Annotated in this window: 24 protein-coding genes; 1 reads left to right on the forward strand and 23 read right to left on the reverse strand. The window is 70.2% G+C overall.

All coding sequences use genetic code 11. From position 1 onward, the window contains the following. Nucleotides 1–2: 2 nt before the first annotated feature. From ACWCP2_RS02875 to ACWCP2_RS02930, 12 genes are all read right to left on the reverse strand, one after another. Nucleotides 3–2396 carry a phage tail tape measure protein gene (locus tag ACWCP2_RS02875; RefSeq protein WP_450906801.1) on the reverse strand — a complete coding sequence of 798 codons (2394 nt, stop codon included), beginning with the start codon at nucleotides 2394–2396 and terminating at the stop codon, nucleotides 3–5. Nucleotides 2397–2450: 54 nt separating this feature from the next. Beyond that, a complete protein-coding gene (locus ACWCP2_RS02880; RefSeq protein WP_450906802.1) occupies nucleotides 2451–2588 on the reverse strand; it encodes a hypothetical protein in 138 nt (45 codons plus the stop codon). A 68-nt stretch (nucleotides 2589–2656) separates the two neighbouring features. After that, nucleotides 2657–3136 carry a hypothetical protein gene (locus tag ACWCP2_RS02885; RefSeq protein WP_450906803.1) on the reverse strand — a complete coding sequence of 160 codons (480 nt, stop codon included), beginning with the start codon at nucleotides 3134–3136 and terminating at the stop codon, nucleotides 2657–2659. Then, on the reverse strand, nucleotides 3133–3597 hold the full coding sequence (locus tag ACWCP2_RS02890) for a phage tail tube protein (RefSeq protein WP_450906804.1): 465 nt from the start codon (nucleotides 3595–3597) through the stop codon (nucleotides 3133–3135). The genes ACWCP2_RS02885 and ACWCP2_RS02890 overlap by 4 nt, the downstream gene beginning before the upstream one ends. Then, the gene (locus tag ACWCP2_RS02895) at nucleotides 3578–4024 is read right to left on the reverse strand and encodes a minor capsid protein (RefSeq protein WP_450906805.1); all 447 of its coding nucleotides are present in this window, start codon (nucleotides 4022–4024) and stop codon (nucleotides 3578–3580) included. Before ACWCP2_RS02895 ends, ACWCP2_RS02890 begins: the two co-directional genes overlap by 20 nt. Continuing rightward, on the reverse strand, nucleotides 4017–4367 hold the full coding sequence (locus tag ACWCP2_RS02900; protein WP_450906806.1) for a hypothetical protein: 351 nt from the start codon (nucleotides 4365–4367) through the stop codon (nucleotides 4017–4019). Before ACWCP2_RS02900 ends, ACWCP2_RS02895 begins: the two co-directional genes overlap by 8 nt. Continuing rightward, complete coding sequence (locus ACWCP2_RS02905) at nucleotides 4364–4675, reverse strand: hypothetical protein (protein WP_450906807.1); 312 nt, start codon at nucleotides 4673–4675, stop codon at nucleotides 4364–4366. The genes ACWCP2_RS02900 and ACWCP2_RS02905 overlap by 4 nt, the downstream gene beginning before the upstream one ends. A gap of 2 nt (nucleotides 4676–4677) precedes the next feature. Further along, entirely contained in the window at nucleotides 4678–5067 is a 390-nt protein-coding gene (locus tag ACWCP2_RS02910) for a hypothetical protein (protein WP_450906808.1), read from the reverse strand. A 3-nt stretch (nucleotides 5068–5070) separates the two neighbouring features. Then, nucleotides 5071–5211: a hypothetical protein gene (locus ACWCP2_RS02915; RefSeq protein WP_450906809.1), complete on the reverse strand. Its 141-nt coding sequence runs from the start codon at nucleotides 5209–5211 to the stop codon at nucleotides 5071–5073. A gap of 3 nt (nucleotides 5212–5214) precedes the next feature. Continuing rightward, nucleotides 5215–6063 carry a N4-gp56 family major capsid protein gene (locus ACWCP2_RS02920; RefSeq protein ID WP_450906810.1) on the reverse strand — a complete coding sequence of 283 codons (849 nt, stop codon included), beginning with the start codon at nucleotides 6061–6063 and terminating at the stop codon, nucleotides 5215–5217. Nucleotides 6064–6075: 12 nt separating this feature from the next. Then, nucleotides 6076–6756, reverse strand: a complete 681-nt coding sequence (locus ACWCP2_RS02925) for a hypothetical protein (protein WP_450906811.1) — start codon at nucleotides 6754–6756, stop codon at nucleotides 6076–6078. 261 nt (nucleotides 6757–7017) lie between these two features. Continuing rightward, nucleotides 7018–8970, reverse strand: coding sequence for a phage minor capsid protein (locus ACWCP2_RS02930; protein ID WP_450906812.1), 1953 nt, complete (start codon nucleotides 8968–8970; stop codon nucleotides 7018–7020). 148 nt (nucleotides 8971–9118) lie between these two features. On the opposite strand from ACWCP2_RS02930, the gene ACWCP2_RS02935 reads away from it, so the two are divergent. After that, nucleotides 9119–9694: a hypothetical protein gene (locus tag ACWCP2_RS02935; protein ID WP_450906813.1), complete on the forward strand. Its 576-nt coding sequence runs from the start codon at nucleotides 9119–9121 to the stop codon at nucleotides 9692–9694. 37 nt (nucleotides 9695–9731) lie between these two features. Here the strand turns inward: ACWCP2_RS02935 and ACWCP2_RS02940 are convergent, their stop codons facing one another. The 11 genes from ACWCP2_RS02940 to ACWCP2_RS02990 form a co-directional block, all read right to left on the reverse strand. Beyond that, nucleotides 9732–11210, reverse strand: coding sequence for a phage portal protein (locus tag ACWCP2_RS02940; RefSeq protein ID WP_450906814.1), 1479 nt, complete (start codon nucleotides 11208–11210; stop codon nucleotides 9732–9734). 59 nt (nucleotides 11211–11269) lie between these two features. Continuing rightward, nucleotides 11270–12520 (reverse strand): PBSX family phage terminase large subunit, encoded by a 1251-nt coding sequence (locus ACWCP2_RS02945; RefSeq protein ID WP_450906934.1) that lies wholly within the window; start codon nucleotides 12518–12520, stop codon nucleotides 11270–11272. A gap of 9 nt (nucleotides 12521–12529) precedes the next feature. Next, nucleotides 12530–13042, reverse strand: coding sequence for a helix-turn-helix domain-containing protein (locus ACWCP2_RS02950; protein ID WP_450906815.1), 513 nt, complete (start codon nucleotides 13040–13042; stop codon nucleotides 12530–12532). A 113-nt stretch (nucleotides 13043–13155) separates the two neighbouring features. Beyond that, nucleotides 13156–13569: a hypothetical protein gene (locus ACWCP2_RS02955; protein ID WP_450906816.1), complete on the reverse strand. Its 414-nt coding sequence runs from the start codon at nucleotides 13567–13569 to the stop codon at nucleotides 13156–13158. Nucleotides 13570–13637: 68 nt separating this feature from the next. Then, on the reverse strand, nucleotides 13638–13931 hold the full coding sequence (locus ACWCP2_RS02960) for a helix-turn-helix domain-containing protein (protein ID WP_450906817.1): 294 nt from the start codon (nucleotides 13929–13931) through the stop codon (nucleotides 13638–13640). Nucleotides 13932–13997: 66 nt separating this feature from the next. Further along, complete coding sequence (locus ACWCP2_RS02965; protein ID WP_450906818.1) at nucleotides 13998–14777, reverse strand: hypothetical protein; 780 nt, start codon at nucleotides 14775–14777, stop codon at nucleotides 13998–14000. Between the two features lie 145 nt (nucleotides 14778–14922). Beyond that, complete coding sequence (locus ACWCP2_RS02970) at nucleotides 14923–15717, reverse strand: hypothetical protein (RefSeq protein ID WP_450906819.1); 795 nt, start codon at nucleotides 15715–15717, stop codon at nucleotides 14923–14925. Between the two features lie 51 nt (nucleotides 15718–15768). Further along, nucleotides 15769–16317, reverse strand: a complete 549-nt coding sequence (locus ACWCP2_RS02975; RefSeq protein WP_450906820.1) for a hypothetical protein — start codon at nucleotides 16315–16317, stop codon at nucleotides 15769–15771. Further along, complete coding sequence (locus ACWCP2_RS02980) at nucleotides 16314–16448, reverse strand: hypothetical protein (protein WP_450906821.1); 135 nt, start codon at nucleotides 16446–16448, stop codon at nucleotides 16314–16316. The genes ACWCP2_RS02975 and ACWCP2_RS02980 overlap by 4 nt, the downstream gene beginning before the upstream one ends. Further along, nucleotides 16445–16660: a hypothetical protein gene (locus ACWCP2_RS02985; RefSeq protein WP_450906822.1), complete on the reverse strand. Its 216-nt coding sequence runs from the start codon at nucleotides 16658–16660 to the stop codon at nucleotides 16445–16447. The genes ACWCP2_RS02980 and ACWCP2_RS02985 overlap by 4 nt, the downstream gene beginning before the upstream one ends. Before the next feature lie 164 nt (nucleotides 16661–16824). After that, nucleotides 16825–17352 carry a single-stranded DNA-binding protein gene (locus tag ACWCP2_RS02990; protein ID WP_450906823.1) on the reverse strand — a complete coding sequence of 176 codons (528 nt, stop codon included), beginning with the start codon at nucleotides 17350–17352 and terminating at the stop codon, nucleotides 16825–16827. Nucleotides 17353–17442 lie beyond the last annotated feature (90 nt).

Below are 17442 nucleotides of genomic sequence, written 5' to 3' on the forward strand. Positions count from 1 at the left end.
GCTCACCCCCTCGCCTTCATGCGCCATTCGAGGGCCGCCGCGTTCTGCTGCGGGGTCTGCTCCCCGCCGTGCCAATGCTCGATGTGCACGGACGCACGCGGGGACATGCCGAACGTCGGGGCGCCCCCGACGGTTCCGGCGAACGCCGGCGCGGGTACAGGCTTCACGAGATTCGACATGGTGCGGTCGAGGGCACCCTGCCCGGACCGGATACCGGCGACGACGCCGGCAGGAATCCATCGGCCGATGTCGCGCGCCATCACCTTGGACGGGCTGTGAATTCCAAGGGCCTTAGCGATGGGTCCGGGAATCGCGCTTTTCGCGAATGAAATTAGCTGGCCTTTCAGCCATGAACCCATCGACCGTATGCCGTTCCACAGTCCGCGGACGACGTCGGATCCCTTGTCGTACAGGAGATTTCCGAGGTCGCCCATTCCGGACGCGATCTGATCCGGCAGGCCGCGAACCCAGTTGACGAGTTCCTGCGCCTTCCGAATGCTGCCTTCCTTGATTGAATCCCAGTGCTTGAAAATCAGCCCCGGCAGAGTCCAGTTGAGGAAGAAGTTTACGAGCGTCTGAGGAATCCCGCGGACCCAATCCACAATGGAATTCCAGACTCGGGACGTTCCTTCCTTAATGGAATCCCAATGTTTGATAATGATTCCGACGAGGGTGAAATTAAGGAACAGGTCGAGCAGGAACTGCCCGATACCCTTGATTTTCTCCCAAACCCAATCCCAGGCGGCGGCCGTAGCCGAGACGATCGTGTCCCAGTTGGCAACGATAAGCGCGACGATGCCAACTACGGCCGCAATAATCAGCCCTATCGGCCCCATGGCGATAAGCCATGCGGCGGCCATGCGCGCGGCCTGAATCAGGCTTTGCGTGCCCATCAGCAGCCATGCGCCGACGACACGTAGAGCAGCGGCGGCGGCCCCTGCGCCCTGCGCCACCCATCCGGCCAAGATGGCAACGTTGGTCGCGAGGAAGGACACGAGTGCGCCGGCTCCGGCGACGCCCTGAGCGATCCAACCGGCGACGACGGCCGTTGACGTCGCCCAAGCCTGCGCGGCCAACGCAATGAGCGTGGGCAGGAAAAACACCAGGATCAGGCCGCCGGCAACCTTAAATGCGGTGCTGTGCTCGGAGACGTATCCGGCCGCGGCGGCGACGCCGCGCCCGAACCGCAGGGCGTACTCGGCGCCCGTCACCAGGGCGGGGATCACGTACTTGCCGATGACCTCGACGGCGTTCTGCATCAGGCCGCGTTTGAATGCCTCGAACTTCGTTCCGGCGTTGTCGCGCATTGCGTCGCCGGCGCTGTCCGTGGCGCCCTTCACGTTGCCGAGTGCCTGCACGGCGGTCGACGGGTCGAGCTTGAATAGAGCGGCCTGCAAATCCTCGGCCTTGGTGCCGAACAGGGCCACGGCCGTGGCGTTGCGTTCGGCCGGATCCTTGATTGCCTTAATGCGCTCTAGTACATCCTTAAGTGACTTGCTGGCTTCCGGGCCACCCTTGGTGAAAATCTTCGCCATCTTGTCGGCGTTCAGGCCGATGCCCTTGAAAGCCTCGATGCTTCCCTTTGACATGTCCTTCGACCGGATCGCGAATTCCTTCAACGCGTCGCCGACCGTGTCGGCGTCCCGTGCTCCACCCTGTAGACCCTGCTGCATCATGCCCATTGCGGTCTGAGCGTCGAGCCCAAGGTCGCGAAACTGCGTCGGATATTCCGTGAAGGTGTCGAGTAGGTCCTCGGCGGAATTGGTGCCCTTTTGTGTCCCCTTTACGAGGACGTCCATTGCTTCATCGGCTGATTTCGCGATGCCTGTTTTCAACATCACGCCGACGGCCCGGCTGACTTTTCCGACGTCCTCACCCATCACGGATGCGGTATCCGCAACACGCTTACTCATCGTCTGGATTTGCGCGTTAGTTGCCTCCGGAGGGAGCAACCCATTTTGGGCAATTCCCTTGATGGTCTCGGCGCCCTCTTCGACGCTGTCGACGATCGCGCCGGCGTACAGGTCGCCGGCAACTTTCCCGTACTGCTCGGCGACGGCTCCCGTGGTGCCGAGCTGAGCCTGTAGCTTCCCGGGCACCTTGCCCTGTTCGAGGGCCTCGCCGACCCCGGCCATGAGCGAGGCGCCGATGGTGGCGCCGACGGCGGCCCATCCGAACGCGGCCAGTGCGCCGGCGCCCTTGTCCGCGGCCTGGTCGCTTCCCTCGGCCATGCCGTCGCCGAGGGCGGCCCCGGCCTGCTCTCCGGCACGGTCGGCCTCGGCGACGATGGTGTCGCCGGTGGCGCGCATGGCGGCCTCGGCCCGGTCCATGCCGGCCTGTGCCGGGCTGTCGTCCACTGTGATCGTGGCGAGCAGCTCGCCAACAGTGAGGGCCACCGGATCACCTCCCGTCGGGGGGTCATCCGGCGGAAAGGCGCCGGGGCTTACTGATCAGCCAGCAGGAATGCCGGTGATTGCTGCGATTTCGGCCGGGTCCGTGACGGCCCGGGGCGTGCGCGACCAGGCCCGGGCGAACCGGGACTCGGAATTCAGGCCGCCGACCAGGACCAGGAACCGGCGTGTGGACATGCGGGCGAGGTCGCGGGCGCTCGTGCCGTACTGCTCGGCGAGGTCACCCTCGACGGCGGCCCAATGGGTCAGGATCGCGCGCCAGAAACCGGCGCCGTCCTCGCCTTCTTCTTCGGCTTCGCCCGTCGGGCCGCCCGGTTCGGCGCCGCGGCTTTTCCCGCTTCCTGCTCGGCGTACATCTCCGCGGCCCTGGCCATGGTGACGCTGCCCGGCCGGCGGATGTTGGCGGCCGAGTAGATCAGCACGACGCCGAGCTGCCGGTCGGTCATGCCGTGGTCGGCCCAGACATCGAGGACGTCGAGGCCATACAGGGTGGAGAGCATCCGGCGGACGTCGGCCGGGTCGCTGGAGGTCTGGACCCGCTCCATCTGGAGCGTGAAGAGCAGCGGGAGGGACTCGGGCAGGGTGTACGTGGTGCTGTAGAGGGTGAGCTGCTCGCGCGGCCGGGTGCCGGCCTCCTCGGCGAAGAACGCGTCAAAGTCGGCCGGGGCCGCCTGGTCGAGCTGCTCGTCGTCCTGGTCGACGACGTCGTACTCGGTCTCGGTCACGGGGCCACCTGCGCAGACGTCGCGGCGCCGCAACGGGTCACGGTGGCGGACCAACTCGTCTTGTCGTTCGTTCCGCCTCCCTGCTCGCCCGGGGTCACGGTGGCCTCCCAAATCACCCATGTGGTCTGGGTGTTGTGGCGCCAACGCACTTTGTTGCGGGAGTCGATTCCGAGACGCTGCGCCCACACGTGGTCGATGTACGCCTGCCCGGGATCCTGCTTCTTGGTGGTCTTGTCGATGCGGTACTGCCCCTCGATCTCAAGCGAGGCGCCGCGCTGCATCACGTCCTGTTCGTACTGCCCGTCGCTGTCGAACGTGACGGTCTCGACCGTCTCCTCGTTCTCCCCCGGGTTGTGGGTGAACGTCGTAACGCCGGTGATCGGCAACCACGTGTCGGTCTGCGCGTCCTCGTCCTGGACTTCAAAAATCCAGCCGCGGGCGTCAATCGGCCGTCCGGCCATGGGGGGTGCCTCCTGTGTCTGTTGTGGGGCCGGCGACGTCGAGGTCGAAAGAGACGACGTGCTCGTGTCGGCCTGTGGAGTCGGGCCCTATCGGGGCCGGGGTGCCGCGGGCGGCGGCGAGGATGAGCCACGTACCGTCGGGCAGCTCGACGCCGGCCGTGCCGTGTAGCGCGCGGTACAGGGCCTCGGCGCGGGCGCGGGAAACGCGGGGGTCGGCAGTGCCTCGGGCGCGGACCTGTAGGCGCCGCTGCTCGACGTCGTCGCGGGCGTCGGGGGCGGGCCCGTCGTACAGGGCGAGCGATACGGCGCGGTCGGGCGCCGGGGGCATGGCCTCGACGAACGTGTCGCCGGTGCGGCCGGTGGGGTCGTAGGTGAGCAGGCCGGCGGCGGCGAGGTGACGGGCGATGCCGTCGAGCAGGTCAGCCACGGAGGGACCTGCGCACCTGCGCGGCGATGATCTCCGCGACGGTGTCGGCCTCTTCGGTCAAGGGCCCTTCGAGGTACTTGGCGCTTCGCCCGTTGTCGTGGCGGTAGTTGAGTTCCTCGTGCTGGCGGACCGCGTACGGGGTGTCGTAGGACACGCCGGCGGTGAGGGAGTCCTCGTCAACGGACGCGACGCCGGAGCGTTCGAGGGTGGCCTCTTCGATCGGGACGCGACGGCGGGAGACTTCGAGGACGTGCTCGGCGGCGAGGCGTAGGCCCAGGGCGGCGCCTGCGCGGGTGCCGCGCAGGGCGGCCCCGTTCCATGTGAGGCGGGCGCGGGCGGTCATTCGCACACCACCTCCGTGCAGGCAGGGACGGGCAGGCCCGGGGCGCTGTGGTCCGCGGTCGAAATGGCGGTCGTCGTCCGGCCGCTGGGGAGGGTGAGGCGGGATCCGGGCGGGCAGTCGAGGCCCGGGGCGGCAATGACCTGCGCCGAGCTGACGACTTCCCGGCCGTCGCTTGCGCGGCGGACCTGCCGCACGCTGGCAATGACCAGGGCGCGCACCTGTGCGGGCGGGTCGTAGATCGGGCCGTACGCCGAGTCGCCCCGGTAAGGCTCGACCGTGACGCGGTGGCGCAGCAGGGAGTCGGGCACCCTCACCAGATCACCCCCGGAAGTAGACCGGCGGCCCGTAGGGCGCGGTGCGCGCGGGGGGCGAGGTCGACGCCGGACGCGGCCGGCGGGCCGGACTTGCGGCCGGACAGGCTGACGGGGCCGATGGATACGGCGTCCCACTGCCCGGCTGCGCCGGTGCCGTCGTCGCCGGTGGCGAGCTGGTACTCGACCTGAGCGCAGCAGGCGGCGGACAGGGCCGCGACGACGGCCGGGTCGGTGGGGTCTCCGTCGTCGTCGGTGGCGTAGCAGGCGGTCAGCAGGGCGGCGTCGACGTCCTCACTGGCGCGGGCGAGCAGGCGCTCGACGCCCTCGGGCGCAGGTGCCCCGGTGTAGGCGGCGAGCTGTTCGGGGGTGGCATAGATCCGCGCCACGGCTCACCCCCCGTCGGCCTGCTCGGCGTCCTTCTTGGCGGCAGCAGAACGCCCCGTCGGCTGGTCGGCCGGCGGGGCGTCGGTGGGCTGCTCGTCGTCGGGTGGGGAATCGTTTCCCCGCGGGTGGTGGCGGCGCAGGATCACACGTCACGCACCCTTGGTCTTGAGTACGACGACGCCCTCGTCGTCGAGGCGGTGCGTTGCGTAGTGCAGGTGCGTCGTGACCACGGTGGTGCGGGCGAGAATGTCGCGGTCGGTCTCGACCAAGGGGCGGCGCTTGTAGAGCAGGCCGAGGGCGCCGCGCCGGATCAGCAGGGCGTTGTACGTGGGGGTCGCGCCCGGGGTGACGGTGACGCGGTCCGACACGAAGATGTTCACGCCGCCGATCTGCCCGATCACGCCGCGCGGGATGACGGCGTTGGCGCCGAGCTTGTCGGCGCTGATGAACAGGGGGTCGCGCAGCAGGGCCGCACGCTGGATGGAGTGGATGACCAGGCCGGCCATGTTCTCCGGGTCCCACTCATCCCCGAACTTCTCGACTCCGGACACCATGACGTCCCAGCTCAGGGCCTTGGTGGACGCGTCCACGGTGATCACGCCCGCGGCCTCGGCCGCGGCGGTCAGGTCCTTGTCGATCTTCCGGGCGATCAGGACGCCGAGCTGCCGCTGCGTCTCCGCGAACGGGTCCCCGTAGGCAACAAGCCTCGCCTTGTCGGTGATCTCGACGGCCTTACCGGCTTCCTTGATGGTGGCCGTTGCGCCCGGGTCGGTGCCGAGCTGCTCCGTGGTCATCGGGGTTCCCTCGGTCAGGTCTTCGGCTTCGCCGAGGGCCTTCCACTTGGGGAATTGGACGCTGTCGCCCGGCTTGCCTTCGAGGGTGCTGTCTTCCTCGGCGAGGGTGCCGAGGATCATTGCGCCCTTGAACTTGGCCTGCACCATGTCGGCCCAGACGTCGGGCACGATCATCTGTGCGGAAGTGGTCTTTCCTGCGGGCATCGGCTGCCCTCCTTACTCGTTGGCGGCGGACAGCCGCGCGTACAGGGCGGGGTCGGACTGGTGGAGCGCGACGCGTTCGCCGTAGCCCATGCGGGCGAACTGCTCGGCGGTCGGATCCGGGGTGCTGCCCGGGGTGAAGTCGGCGCCGCCCGACGGCGGGCCGCCCGGGCTGGTCGCGGCGCGCAGGTGCGGGGCCGCGGCGACCGCGGACGTGATGACGGCGGCGAGCTTGTCGGCGAACCCTTCGGCGGCCGGGTCGAGGGCGGCGAGCTGCCGCTCGACGGTGCGGGAGTCGAGCAGGCGGCCCGGGTCGGCGCCGGCCGCGTGCGCGGCCTGGTGCGCCGCGAGCTCCACCCGCAGGCGCTGCGCTTCCGCGACGGCGTTGTCGCGCTCGGCGGTGGCCTGCTCGGCGAGCTTGGCCGGGTCCTGCTCGGTGGCGGCGCCGCTCGGGTCGAGGACGCGGCGCAGGCCGGCGAGCAGCTCGTCGCGTTCGGCCTTGGCCTGCTCGGCTGCCTGCTCGGCGACGGTCGCGCGCTGCTCGACGGCCGGGTCGGCGGCCGGGGCTGCGGGTGCGGCCGGCGTCGGTGCCGGGGGTGCCGGTGCCGGGGGTGCCGGTGCGGCGGTGGTGCCGGGGGCCGTGCTCGGGTCCGCGGCGGGTGCGGCTGGGGTGGCGGGGGTCTGGCTTTCGGGCATGGCTGGTCGGCCCTCCGTGATGGTGTGGGGACATGCGAAAGGGCCCACCGGTCGGTGGGCCCTTCGGGGTGTGCGGGTGCTGCGGGGGCTGTTACTCGGTGGGCGCGGTGGCCTGCCCGTATCCGCGTAGCCATGCGGTCCGTAGCAGTGTCCGCGGCGGGTGGGGACAGGCGGTCATGGGTTCGTTGTCGCGGGCCGCGGTACGGCCGGCGAGCAGTGCCTGCGTCAATTGCACGCGGCTTCCCATGCTGCCCCCTTTGATCACCCGTCGTGCTTGTTCCGAGCGTCCCACATGGCCTGTTGTGCCGCCCGGACATCGGCCATGTTCTGGCCTGTGACCTCGGCAACGAACTCCTGCTGCGTCTTGCGTGGTTGGGCCCGCCAGAAGCTTTTCAGCTCGTCGGACGCGTAGGCGTAGGCGATCCGTGCCGGGCCGGTGAACAGGGACCCCGGATCGACGCCGGCCGCGAGGCCGCGGCGGTTGAGTAGGTACCCGTTTGTCGCGTCCTCGGCGGCCTGCATCTGGAGCATGGCCCATTCGAAATGCATCTCTCGGGCCTCGCGTCGGGTGACCTTGTGCACGGGCGTATCGGCCGGGTCCTGGTCGGCGAGGTGCGCGGCGGCGGGCAGGTCGTCGTCGGCGACGTCCGCGTACCGGCCCCATTCCGTCGGCGGCGCCCCCGGTGCGAGGGCGTCGTCGAGGGCGGCGGACGCGGCGAGGACGTCGTCGACGTCGTTCCCCATGGGCAGGGGGAACTCGGGGATCGGGCCCGGGTACCGGCGGTCGAGTTCCTCGGCGATCCGCAGCAGCTCGTCGTCGGTGGCGTGGGCCTGCGCCCATGAGAGGACGTCGTCGCCGGTGTCGGCGAGGTCGGCGCGCAGGCGGCCGTCGGGGAAGACTGCCGCGCGCAGGTTGGCGGCGTCGCGGCGGTCTGCCTCGGCGCCGATGCGGGCGATGTCGCGGTCGTCGAGGACTCCCGGCCGGGTGGCGAGGGCGAGCTGCTCGTCGCTCATTTCGCGCAGGGTGACGTTGTCGCCGGAGCGTACGCGAGCAGCCTGCAGAACGTCTTCGGGTGCTCTGACCTGCGGGTCTGGGAGGTTCGATGCGCCGGGCTGTTCGCGGTGGCGCAGGCGGCGCAAGTCGGGGTGTGACGCTAGGTGAAGACGTTGTGCGCCCTGCCACTGGCGCACCTTGGCCTCGGCCGCGCGCTTGCCCTCGGGGGTGACGGCCGCGGCGGCGCGCTGCTTGTACTGCCTGATCTTCCGCTCGATGGCGCGCTGCCTCTGTCCGGCGTCGTATCCGGCGGGGTCCTGCTCGGCGTCCTCGATACGGGTGATGCCGACGCTGTACGACGACACGCTGTGCCGGCAGTTGGGGTGTTGCAGGCCGGCGGTCCGGGCCTCGTCGAGGCTTCCGGCGACGTCCACGCGGATCATGCGGCCGTCGATAGTGGCGTGCTCGACGTCGACCGTGCGGGCGCCGGCCGGGCCGCCGATGGACAGGATCTTTCGTTCCCACGGGCGGCACAGGGGGCATTCGCGGGGGCTGCTGCTGACGACGACCAGGTCGACGCCGGCGGCTGCAAGGGTGGTCATGTGGGCTTCGGTTGCGGCCCGGGCCACGCTGGTGCGCACTGCCATTTCGGCATAGCTGGTGAGCTGCCATCGGCGGCCGGAGCGGTCGCGGAAGCTCGATACGCCGCGGTCGGCAAAACGCTGCATGGCCTGCTGTGTGGCCTGCCTGCGTGATTCGGTGCCGAGCAGGGGTGCCGCGGTGACCTCGGCGACGACTCGTCGGTATCCGTCCTCGGTCGCGCGGAGAATCCCGCGGTGGGTGGCGGTGACGGTCTCGATGGTTTCGGCGGCGAGGCGGTCGACGGCCTGCGCTTGCGGGGTGCGCTCGGCCACCGTGCGGCGGTCGTCGTCGCCAAGCACTCCAAGCTCGGCGAGGGCGGAATGCCGGCCGGACTCGTACGCCTCGGCGACGACGCGCCGCACTTCCTTGTCGACGGGTCCGGCGAGGGAGTCGAGCAGCATGTCGGCCGCGCGGCGCAGGGGTGCGACGGCGCCGAGTTTGGCGACGGCCCACCCCGGGGCTTCCATGCCGACGGCGAGCTGCCGCGCGCACAGGGCGAGCAGGCGCCGCTCGACGTCGGCGTACAGGTCCGCGGTGTGAGCGGCGAGGTACTCGACCTGATCGGGGGACACAGGCATGGTGCACCCCCAATGGCCGAGGCCGGGCAGGTCTGTTGCGGCGATCACCCGATCGTCCCCGTAGCTACCCGCTGCCTTGCTCGTTGGTCGGCGGTGGGCATCCGATTGCTTGCCCGCTTCGCATCATCGACAGGAAGTAGAGGAACTCATGAGCAACCTTGGTAGGACAACCGCTTGTCTGGCCGCGGCTACTGCGGGAGTAATCGCGTTTGGCGCCACTCTTGCCAGCGCGACCACCAGTACCACCGCCACTTCACCTGCCGTAGTTGCCGACAGTAATGGTTTCCCAACCGGAAAATTCAAGATCAGGAACAAGGATTGTCTGGCACGGGGCCTCGACAAGAAGGACTTCACTGGAATTTCCTGCGATAGTGACAAGGTTTACGTGTGGACGTATAAGCCTGAAACGCGGCAGCTCGTGAATCAAGAGGGAAAATGCATGGGCCGCTATGAGAACTTCTTTGGGTTGCAGCCCGGAACTGCTGACTGCGCGGACGACGCCGCTGATCAGCGATGGGTTGCAGGTAGGAACAGTAACGGCTACACGTTCATTTACCACCCGACGGTCAAAATGCCTTTCGATCAAGACAATCAGCCCGAGGTTTTGTGGATGTTCAAGACATTTCGCCCTCTCGGGCCTGACGACCTCTATACGGTGGAGTATAGGAAGACTCATCACGTGTATCACGGAGAAGCTGGTTTCACGCTGCTGCCTGTGGCCTGACTCTGAATTAGCATGGGTCGGACTTTTTTGGCATTCATCAGGCGGCGAGCGGGAAACTCCCGACGGGGTCGGGGGCGGCCTGCCCGGTCTCCTCGTGGATGCGGGCGACTTCCTCGGCGACGGCCGTGTCGTCCCAATCCGGGTGGAGTAGACGCACCTTCGTGTCGGTGCTGACGGCCTGTGCCTGGGCGAGCAGGGACAGGGTCTGTGCGGTGCTGCCGGGATCCTCGGCGACGCCGTCGCCGATGTCGACGGTCGGCCGCTCGTCGGCGGTGCGGGCGCCGAACTGGGCGCGGTCGACGGCGAGCAGGACGCGGAGGATTTCGGCGATGGCGCGGCGCCAGTACCTCGCTTTCTTCGCGCGGGTCACCATCGACCGGTGGTCGCGGGCGGCTATCTCGGTGGCGGTGACGGCGGCTCCGTCTCCGTCGAGGCCGACCGATGTCGGGGAGTATCCGGCCGCGGTCGTGGCCTGCCGCACGATGGCCTCGGCCGTCGTGCGGTGCTCTTCAACGCGGATGGAGAACTGCGACAACGTGATGCCGTTGCCCTGCTCGGTCGGAGGGATGGCGAGGGTCTGCCACACCTCCCGGTCCTCGTCGAACTCGGCTCCCCGCCCGGGCCCGCGGCTGCGCAGGTACCCGTCGGGGACGATGATCCGGGAGCGGGCGAGGCGGATGTCGCGCATCCAGCTCGACCACGTTTCGTCGAGGGCGTCGAGCAGGTCGTGCACGCCCTGTAGGTCGCTGCGCCCCCAGGGGGATCCGCGGTGGCGGCGGTTGGGTGCGATGTTGGGGACGTATACCGCGGTGAGCAGGTCGACGCCGGTGTCGATGGCGTCGCCCTCGGGGCCGAGGGATACGGCGAGGCCGGCCGTGCCCGGGTGTTCGGTGAGGGGGACGCGGCGGCCGAGCTGGTCGTCGGTTCCCTCGTACAGGCCATGCAGGATCCGGCCGCGCTCGTGCCGTTCGAGGTGGCGCCATACGGTCGACGATGTCGAGGGCAGGGCCCGCCAGAACGTGACGGCGGTCAGGATCCCGAACCGGTGCTCGGGCACGGCCTGGTCGGGGTGTACGGCGGTGAGCAGGGGGCGGTCGGGCGCGGCGTCGCGGTCCCACGTGACGCGCAGGAAAACGCCGGACAGGCCGGCGGCGGTCTCGGCCGCGGTGAGCAGCAGCTCGGGCACGCCGCCTACGTCGAGCAGTTCGTCGAGGCGGTCCTGCGTGTCGGTGTCCTCGACGGTGACGATGGGGCTGTCGGCGAACAAGAGGTCGGCGGACGTCTGGCAGATTTCGCCGGCGAGCGGGATGTGCAGGCGGCGGTCGGGCTTGCCCGGCTCCCGGTGGCGGCCCCACAGGCGGCGGCGCCCGTCGGCCCGGTGGGCCTGTCCGGTCCGGTAGACCTTGGCGAGGCGCTGCGGGTCACCGCTGTACCACGCGTCGTCGATCTTGATATCGGCGTACAAGGGGGCGATGTCCCGCGGCGGCCACGTGGTCCCGTTCTCGGGCAGGGGCACAGGATCACCCCCGCTCGTTGATCAGGCCGACGCGTGGGCGCGGTGGCAGGTGGCGGGGGCTATGCGGCGAGGTCGCGCGGTGCGGTGAGCAGGTGGCGCCACTCGTGCGCAGTCGAGTGGACGACGTAGCGCAGGGCGTCGACGGAGTGGTCGGCCGTCTTGATCGGGCGATCTTCGCCCTTGGCGGTGGCGGCCGGGTCCCATGCGTAACCGGGGATCTCGTCGAGCAGGCCGGTACAGGACCGGTGCACGCGGAGCAGGCCGGCGCCCAATAGGCTCGACACGGACCTGATGCCGCCCCGCACGTCGTTGTCGGCGCGGGTGATGCCCGGGTGTCCGTCGGCCCAAAGCTGCGTAATCATCGACGCCGCACTCGGGTCGATAAAGGTCCACTCCGGTTCGATCTGCTGCGCGGCGAGGTGGGCGCGTACGGCCGTGCTGTACTCGGCGTCGGTCATCTGCCGGTGTGCGGCGCGGCTGTCGTGGCGCCATTCCGACGTGATGTAGAGGCGGCCGTCGGCACCCAATCCCAGGGTCAGCAGCGCAAACGGATTCGTCGTTCCGTAGTCCGCTGCTGCCCAGTAACGGAGCATCGGGGGCAGGGCATCGACGACGTGGGCCTGTTCGTCCCACATGTCGAATACGGCGCCTTCGGCAACAACCCACTGCCCGTCGATCATGCGCCGGCGCCACAAGCCGCGGTACTCCGCGGTCAGGTCGGCGACGTACTGCCGGGTCAGGCTGGGGTTGTCGGCGAGCTTGAAATGCCAGTGCCGCAGGTTGAGTTCGCGGGCCCGGTCGAGGTACTGAGCGCGTAGCCAATGCCTCGGCGAATCGGGGTTCGTAGTGGCGAGCAGTCGCGCGCCGCTCACGGAAAGGCGTGCCAGTAGCTGAGTCCAAAAGGACTCGGGTACGAGGGTGGCCTCGTCGACGTAGGCGAGCTGTGCGGTCAGGCCGCGCAGGCGTCCCTCGGCCCGGACGTCGGATGCGCCGACTAGGTGGACGGTGCGGCCGAGAATGACGGCCGTGGTGGCGCCGCGGGTGTGGTGCACGTGGCGGGCGAGGGGGCCGAACAGGGCGGCATCCTGCAACGGCTCGAACACGTTGCGCTCGATGGTCTGCAAGCTTCTGCCGCATATCAGGATGAGTCCCGACGGGCCGGCCTCGGCAATCGCGATGACGAATGCGAGCAGCGAGGCAACGGTCTTGCCGCTGCGAACTGACCCGTGCCAAATGTTGATGCGGGCGCGGGCGCGGCCGATGCTGCGTAGCTGCTTGCGGGACAGGGGCAGGTCGAGGTCGAGGGGCAGGCGCACGGCTCACCCCCCGTCGTCGGCCTCCTCGTCGTCGGCGAACGCGTCGGCAAGGGCGGCGCCGAGGGTGCCGAGCATCGAACGGACGTCGTCGGTGCCCTCGCCCCCTTCGGCGGGTGCGAGCTTCAACGACTTGTCGAGGGCTATGGAGGTAGCGGCAAGGATCTGCCGCTGATCGGAAAAGGTGGGCCGGTCGAGCGGCTGCTCGGACCACACGTTGTCTTTGCCTCCGAACGCCCCGATCACGGTTGGCTCCCAGAGCTGTGCGCGCAGGCGCTCGGCGTCCTGGTGCAGCGTCTCGGCGAGCTGCTGGCGGCGGGCGGCGAGGTCGATGCGGCGGGCTTCGGTGGCGGCAACGACTTCCGGGCCGCGCTCAAAGGACAGGTCGAATTCGCGGGCGATCTTCGTGACGGTCGAGCCGCTGCGCCCGATTTCCCGGGCGATCTGGTTGCGGGTCTTGCCCTCGGCGTGCAGGCGGCGGACCTGGTCGCGGTCGGCGTCGGTGATCGGTTCGCGCACGGTCTCACCTCCCGTGGGCATGACGACGCCCCGCGGTCGGGGGGGGATGACAGCGGGGCGTCGAGTAAAGGGGGGTGTCGGTTTCCGGGCACGCCGGGGACACCCCGATTAGATCACGGATTGATAACGGCGCGCAACCGGTGCTCGGCCGCGGCCTGCGTCTGCGCGGGAATGTGCGGCCCGGGCGGGGGCGCTGGCAGGCGCGGCGCCACCCTGCGCAGGCGCGGGGCCCTGTCGGACAGGTCGTCAACATCCCTGGTCGCAGGGGGTGCGAATGTCAGCTGCTCCAGCTCGTAGGCGAGCAGGCGCGGCGGTGAGCCCTGCGGAGACATGCCGTGTGCCCACGCGGCCCGGTGCATGTCGGCCCACACGGTGACGGCCTCGCGTACGGCGTCGGACATGTTGACGCCAGCGCTCATGATGACGGCGAGGTCGTCGGACAGGGCGTCATCAACGCGGATCGACGGACGGGTGCCGGGGGCCGGCGCTGTCGGCCGGGTGGTCTGGGTAGGGTTCCTCTTAGCCATGGGGTTAGCTCCCGTTGGTCAGGGCCCGCTGATGATGTGCAGTCATCGGTCGGGCCCGCTTCATGTGGTCAGTCGGTGGGCTGCTCGCGCAGCTTTCGGTACACATACGAGGGGGTCACGCCGAACGCGTCCGCGATACGGTCGGGAGTCCAGCCGTCTGCGCTTGCCTCGGTCATCAGCGCGGGCAGGGTCGGCTCGATGGCCTTCCAAATCAGGCGCGCAGACGCGGCCCGCAACAAGCGGTGGTCGAGGGACTCGGCGGCGGCCTGTTCGGCGGCTTTGCGGACGTCGTACTCACGCAGGGCCGCGCGCATGTGCTCGGCGAGGTGGTCGTCGGGCGTCGACGGCGGCGCGCTGCTCATGGGTGACTCTCCTTCGGTGGGCCCGCCCCCGCACTGTCGCGGGGGCGGGTGGAACGGTACTGGCGGTCAGGCGAACAAAGCTCCCTGCTCGGCTGGGTGGGGCAGGTGGAACAGGGCGGCGTCGCTCGGATCGGCGCCGATCCACTGGCCGCGCCACGTACCGGCGGTCGCGTCGGCTTCCGTCACGAGTCGCGCGGCGTAAAGGGCCTCGGCGTCGACAAGGGACTCGACTCCGGCCTCGGCCCCCTCGGCGTATTCGACGGCGTCGAGGGCCCGGGCCGCGCGGGTGAAGTGTGCGGCCTCCTCGGCGACGGCCCGGTCGAGCTGCTCGTCGGCGGCGGTGGGCTGCTGCGGCGACGTGATGGCGGTGGTACGCCCGTGCTGGTCGACGGCCCACGCGTGCCGGAACGCGGCGCCGGCGGCGGTGACGTCGTCGAGGCTTCCGGCGGCGCGGGTCGAGGACGTGCTGCACCTGCCGCGGTTGCAGACGTCGCGGGGTGCCTCGCACACGCGCAGGGCGTAGCGGCCGGCCGTCGGCTCGGCGAGCAGGCCGTCGGCGCCCTGGTCGAACGCGGTACGGGCGACCTTGACGGGCGCCACTGCCGGGATGACGCGCACGCCGTAGCGGGTGGCGCGCTCCAAGCACTTCCGGCACGTCGCGTCGCCCTCGACGTCGGCGCGCTCCAGCTCGTAGAAGTCGACGGCCGGACGGCACAGGGCGTCGCCGGCGTCGCGGCGCAGGCGGCCGTCGAGGGGAACGTCGAGGACCAGGTGCCGGGCGAGTTTGGCCTGCTCGATGCCCTGGTGCGGGTGGGAGGACTGGCGGACGCGTGCGGTGATCTCCATGGGGTTAGCTCCCGTGGTCGTCGTGGGGCCGGATGTGCAGTCCGGCGAGGACATGATCGACTGTACTGGGTTCTGAACTCAGTACACAAGAGGGTCGAGGAAAGGGCCCGGGGTCAATTCCGGGCCCTGCTCGGCACGTTGACGCTTACGCGGCGCGGGGTACCGCGGCGGGTATCCCGGGGCCGAGCAGCAGGGGGAGGCAGGCCGGCCACTCCCACACGCGCCGGCCCCGGAAGTCGCGCCCTGTGTCGGCTCCGCACGCCTCGCCCGTTCGGCACGTGACGGTCGGCGGGTCGGCCGGGGCCGCGCGCACGGTGAGGGCGCCCCCGCATGCCGGGCACGGGGTGGGCAGCGTGCGCGCACTGGTGATCGCGTCCGGGGCCACGATGCGGGCGATGCGCTGCTCGCAGGCCCGGGCCACCCGCGCGGCTTCGTGCAGTGCCCACTCGGGCAGGGCCGCAAACGGGGCGGATACGAGGGTGTCGTCGAGCAGCTCGGGTTCGGTGTCCTCGTCAAGTACGCGTCCCTCGACGAACAGGGCGGCCCAATGCAGGCCGTGCGCGCGGGATCCGGCGGCGGTCCGCGCGTCCGCTGCGCCCGGGTCCTGGTAGGTCCACCTGCGCGGGTCGTCCGGGGCGGTGCGCTGTACTGCCGCAACCGCGAGGGTGTCGGCGAGGTCGAACACCTGCCGCTCGACGGCGAGGGCGACGTCGAGGGCGTCGAGGTTGGCGGGGGCGGGGTGCTGCCGGAGTGTGAGGGGGGCGCGGTCCTCAACCAGGCTGGCGCCCTCGTCGCCCCCGGTGTTCAGGAACGCGCGGGTCTCGGCCGGGGGCCATTCGCGGGATGCGGGCGGCGTCTCGATGGCGGCGAGCAGGGCGCCCCACTGCTCCCGGATGGTGCGCAGGCGGGCGGCGGTGTGGATGGCAACAGGGTGCTGCACGGCTGATCTCTCCTCGGCGAGGTGGGGCTGATGTGCGGGCCGGTGCCTGCTCTAGGCGGCGGCCTGGTCGAGCGGAGCGCAGGTGATGAGTTCGGCGGCGAGGGCGCCCTCGGCGGCGAGGGCACGGCGGCGGGCGCTGCGCCATGCGAGGCGGTAGCGGGCCCGCTCCCGCGTGGCCTCGGGCACGCTCGCCCGGATGGTGTCGGGCAGGGCTGGCCAGTTCGGGGCGCCGCATGCGTTCTGCGCCGCAACGAGGTAGTTGGCCCATCGCAGGCCGGCGGCCTCGGATTCGGCGAGCTGCTCCTCGACGGCGGGGTGCCGTTCGATGGCGGCGAGGGCCTGCTCGGCGTCCTCGGCGCGCTGCTCGGCCTCGACGATGGCCTGCTCGGCGGCGGCGAGGCGCTGCTGCTCCCGGCGTACGGCGGCCTGCTGCCCGGCTGCCTCGCGTCGGGCGCGGTCGCCCTCGGCGCGCTCGGCCTCGACCAGGACGCGCAGGGCGTCGGCCTCGATGGGGGCGTGCCGGGCGTACCGGGCGAGCAGGATGTCGGCCTGTGCGCGGTACGTGGTGCGGGTGGCGTTGCGGTCCGTGCGGCGGCTCATGTGCGGTCGGTCCTTCCGGCGAGGTTGCGCAGTTCGCGGTCGAGGGGGTCACCGCGGCGGACGGTGAGGGCAAGGGCGGTTCCGGTGGCCGTGGCGAGCAGGACGACCAGGGCGACGGCTTCGGGGGTCATCGGGTGACGACGGCCGCGCGGGGGACGTCGTAGAACGCGAGCAGCTCCCCCTCGGCGACGCGCAGGGCGGCGTCGGCCGCGGGGCGGTCGGCGCGGTCGAGTTCGGCGCGCACGGTGTCGACCAGGGCGGCGACGTCGAGCAGGGACGCGGGCAGGGCGAGGGCGTGCTCGGTACGGGTGAGGTGGACGGTTCGGCGGGTGGGCGTCGGCATGGCTTCCTTCTCCTCATCAGTCGGTTGTTGGTGTTGACGGTCAGCCGGAAGTGCACGGCAACGAACGCGGGTTTCACGGTGTTGGCGGTGAACCACTGCACGTGGGCCGCCGGCGGCGCCGCCCCCTGCGCGCGGGGGCGGCATCGACCGGTCGCGGGCGAGGGTTAGAACGGGGGCTCGTCGTTGTAGCTCTGGCCCGGGTACTGCTGCTGTGCGTACTGCTGTTGCGGCTGCTGGGGGCGCTGTGCGGGGCGTTGCGGCTGCTGGGTGCTCCACTGGTCGGCGGCGGGCTGCTGGGGCTGCTGCTGGCCATTGGTGGCGTTGTTGCCCGTGGTGCGGGTGACGGTGACCGAGGCGCGGAGTAGGGACGGCCCGACTTCCTCGACGTCGAGTTCGAAAACGGTGCGCTTGACGCCCTCGCGGTCCTCGTAACTGCGCTGCTTGAGTCGGCCCTGCACGATGACGCGTGCTCCGCGGCCGAGGGATGCGGCGACGTTCTCGCCGAGGGTGCGCCATGCCGAGCAGGTCAGGAACAGGCTTTCCCCGTCCTTCCATTCGTTGGCGGTCTTATCGAACGTGCGGGGGGTCGAGGCGACGCGGAAACTTGCGACGGCGACGCCGGCGGGCGTGTACCGCAGTTCGGGGTCGTCGACCAGGTTTCCAACAAGGGTGATGACGGTCTCGCCGGACAACGGCTCTCCTCTTTCGAATGTGAAACGAATCGAGTGAAAACGAATCGTACGTGAAATCTAGTGGGTATGGGTCGGCGTTGTCGTCCCAGA

The organism is Streptomyces sp. NPDC002104 (genome assembly GCF_053593795.1).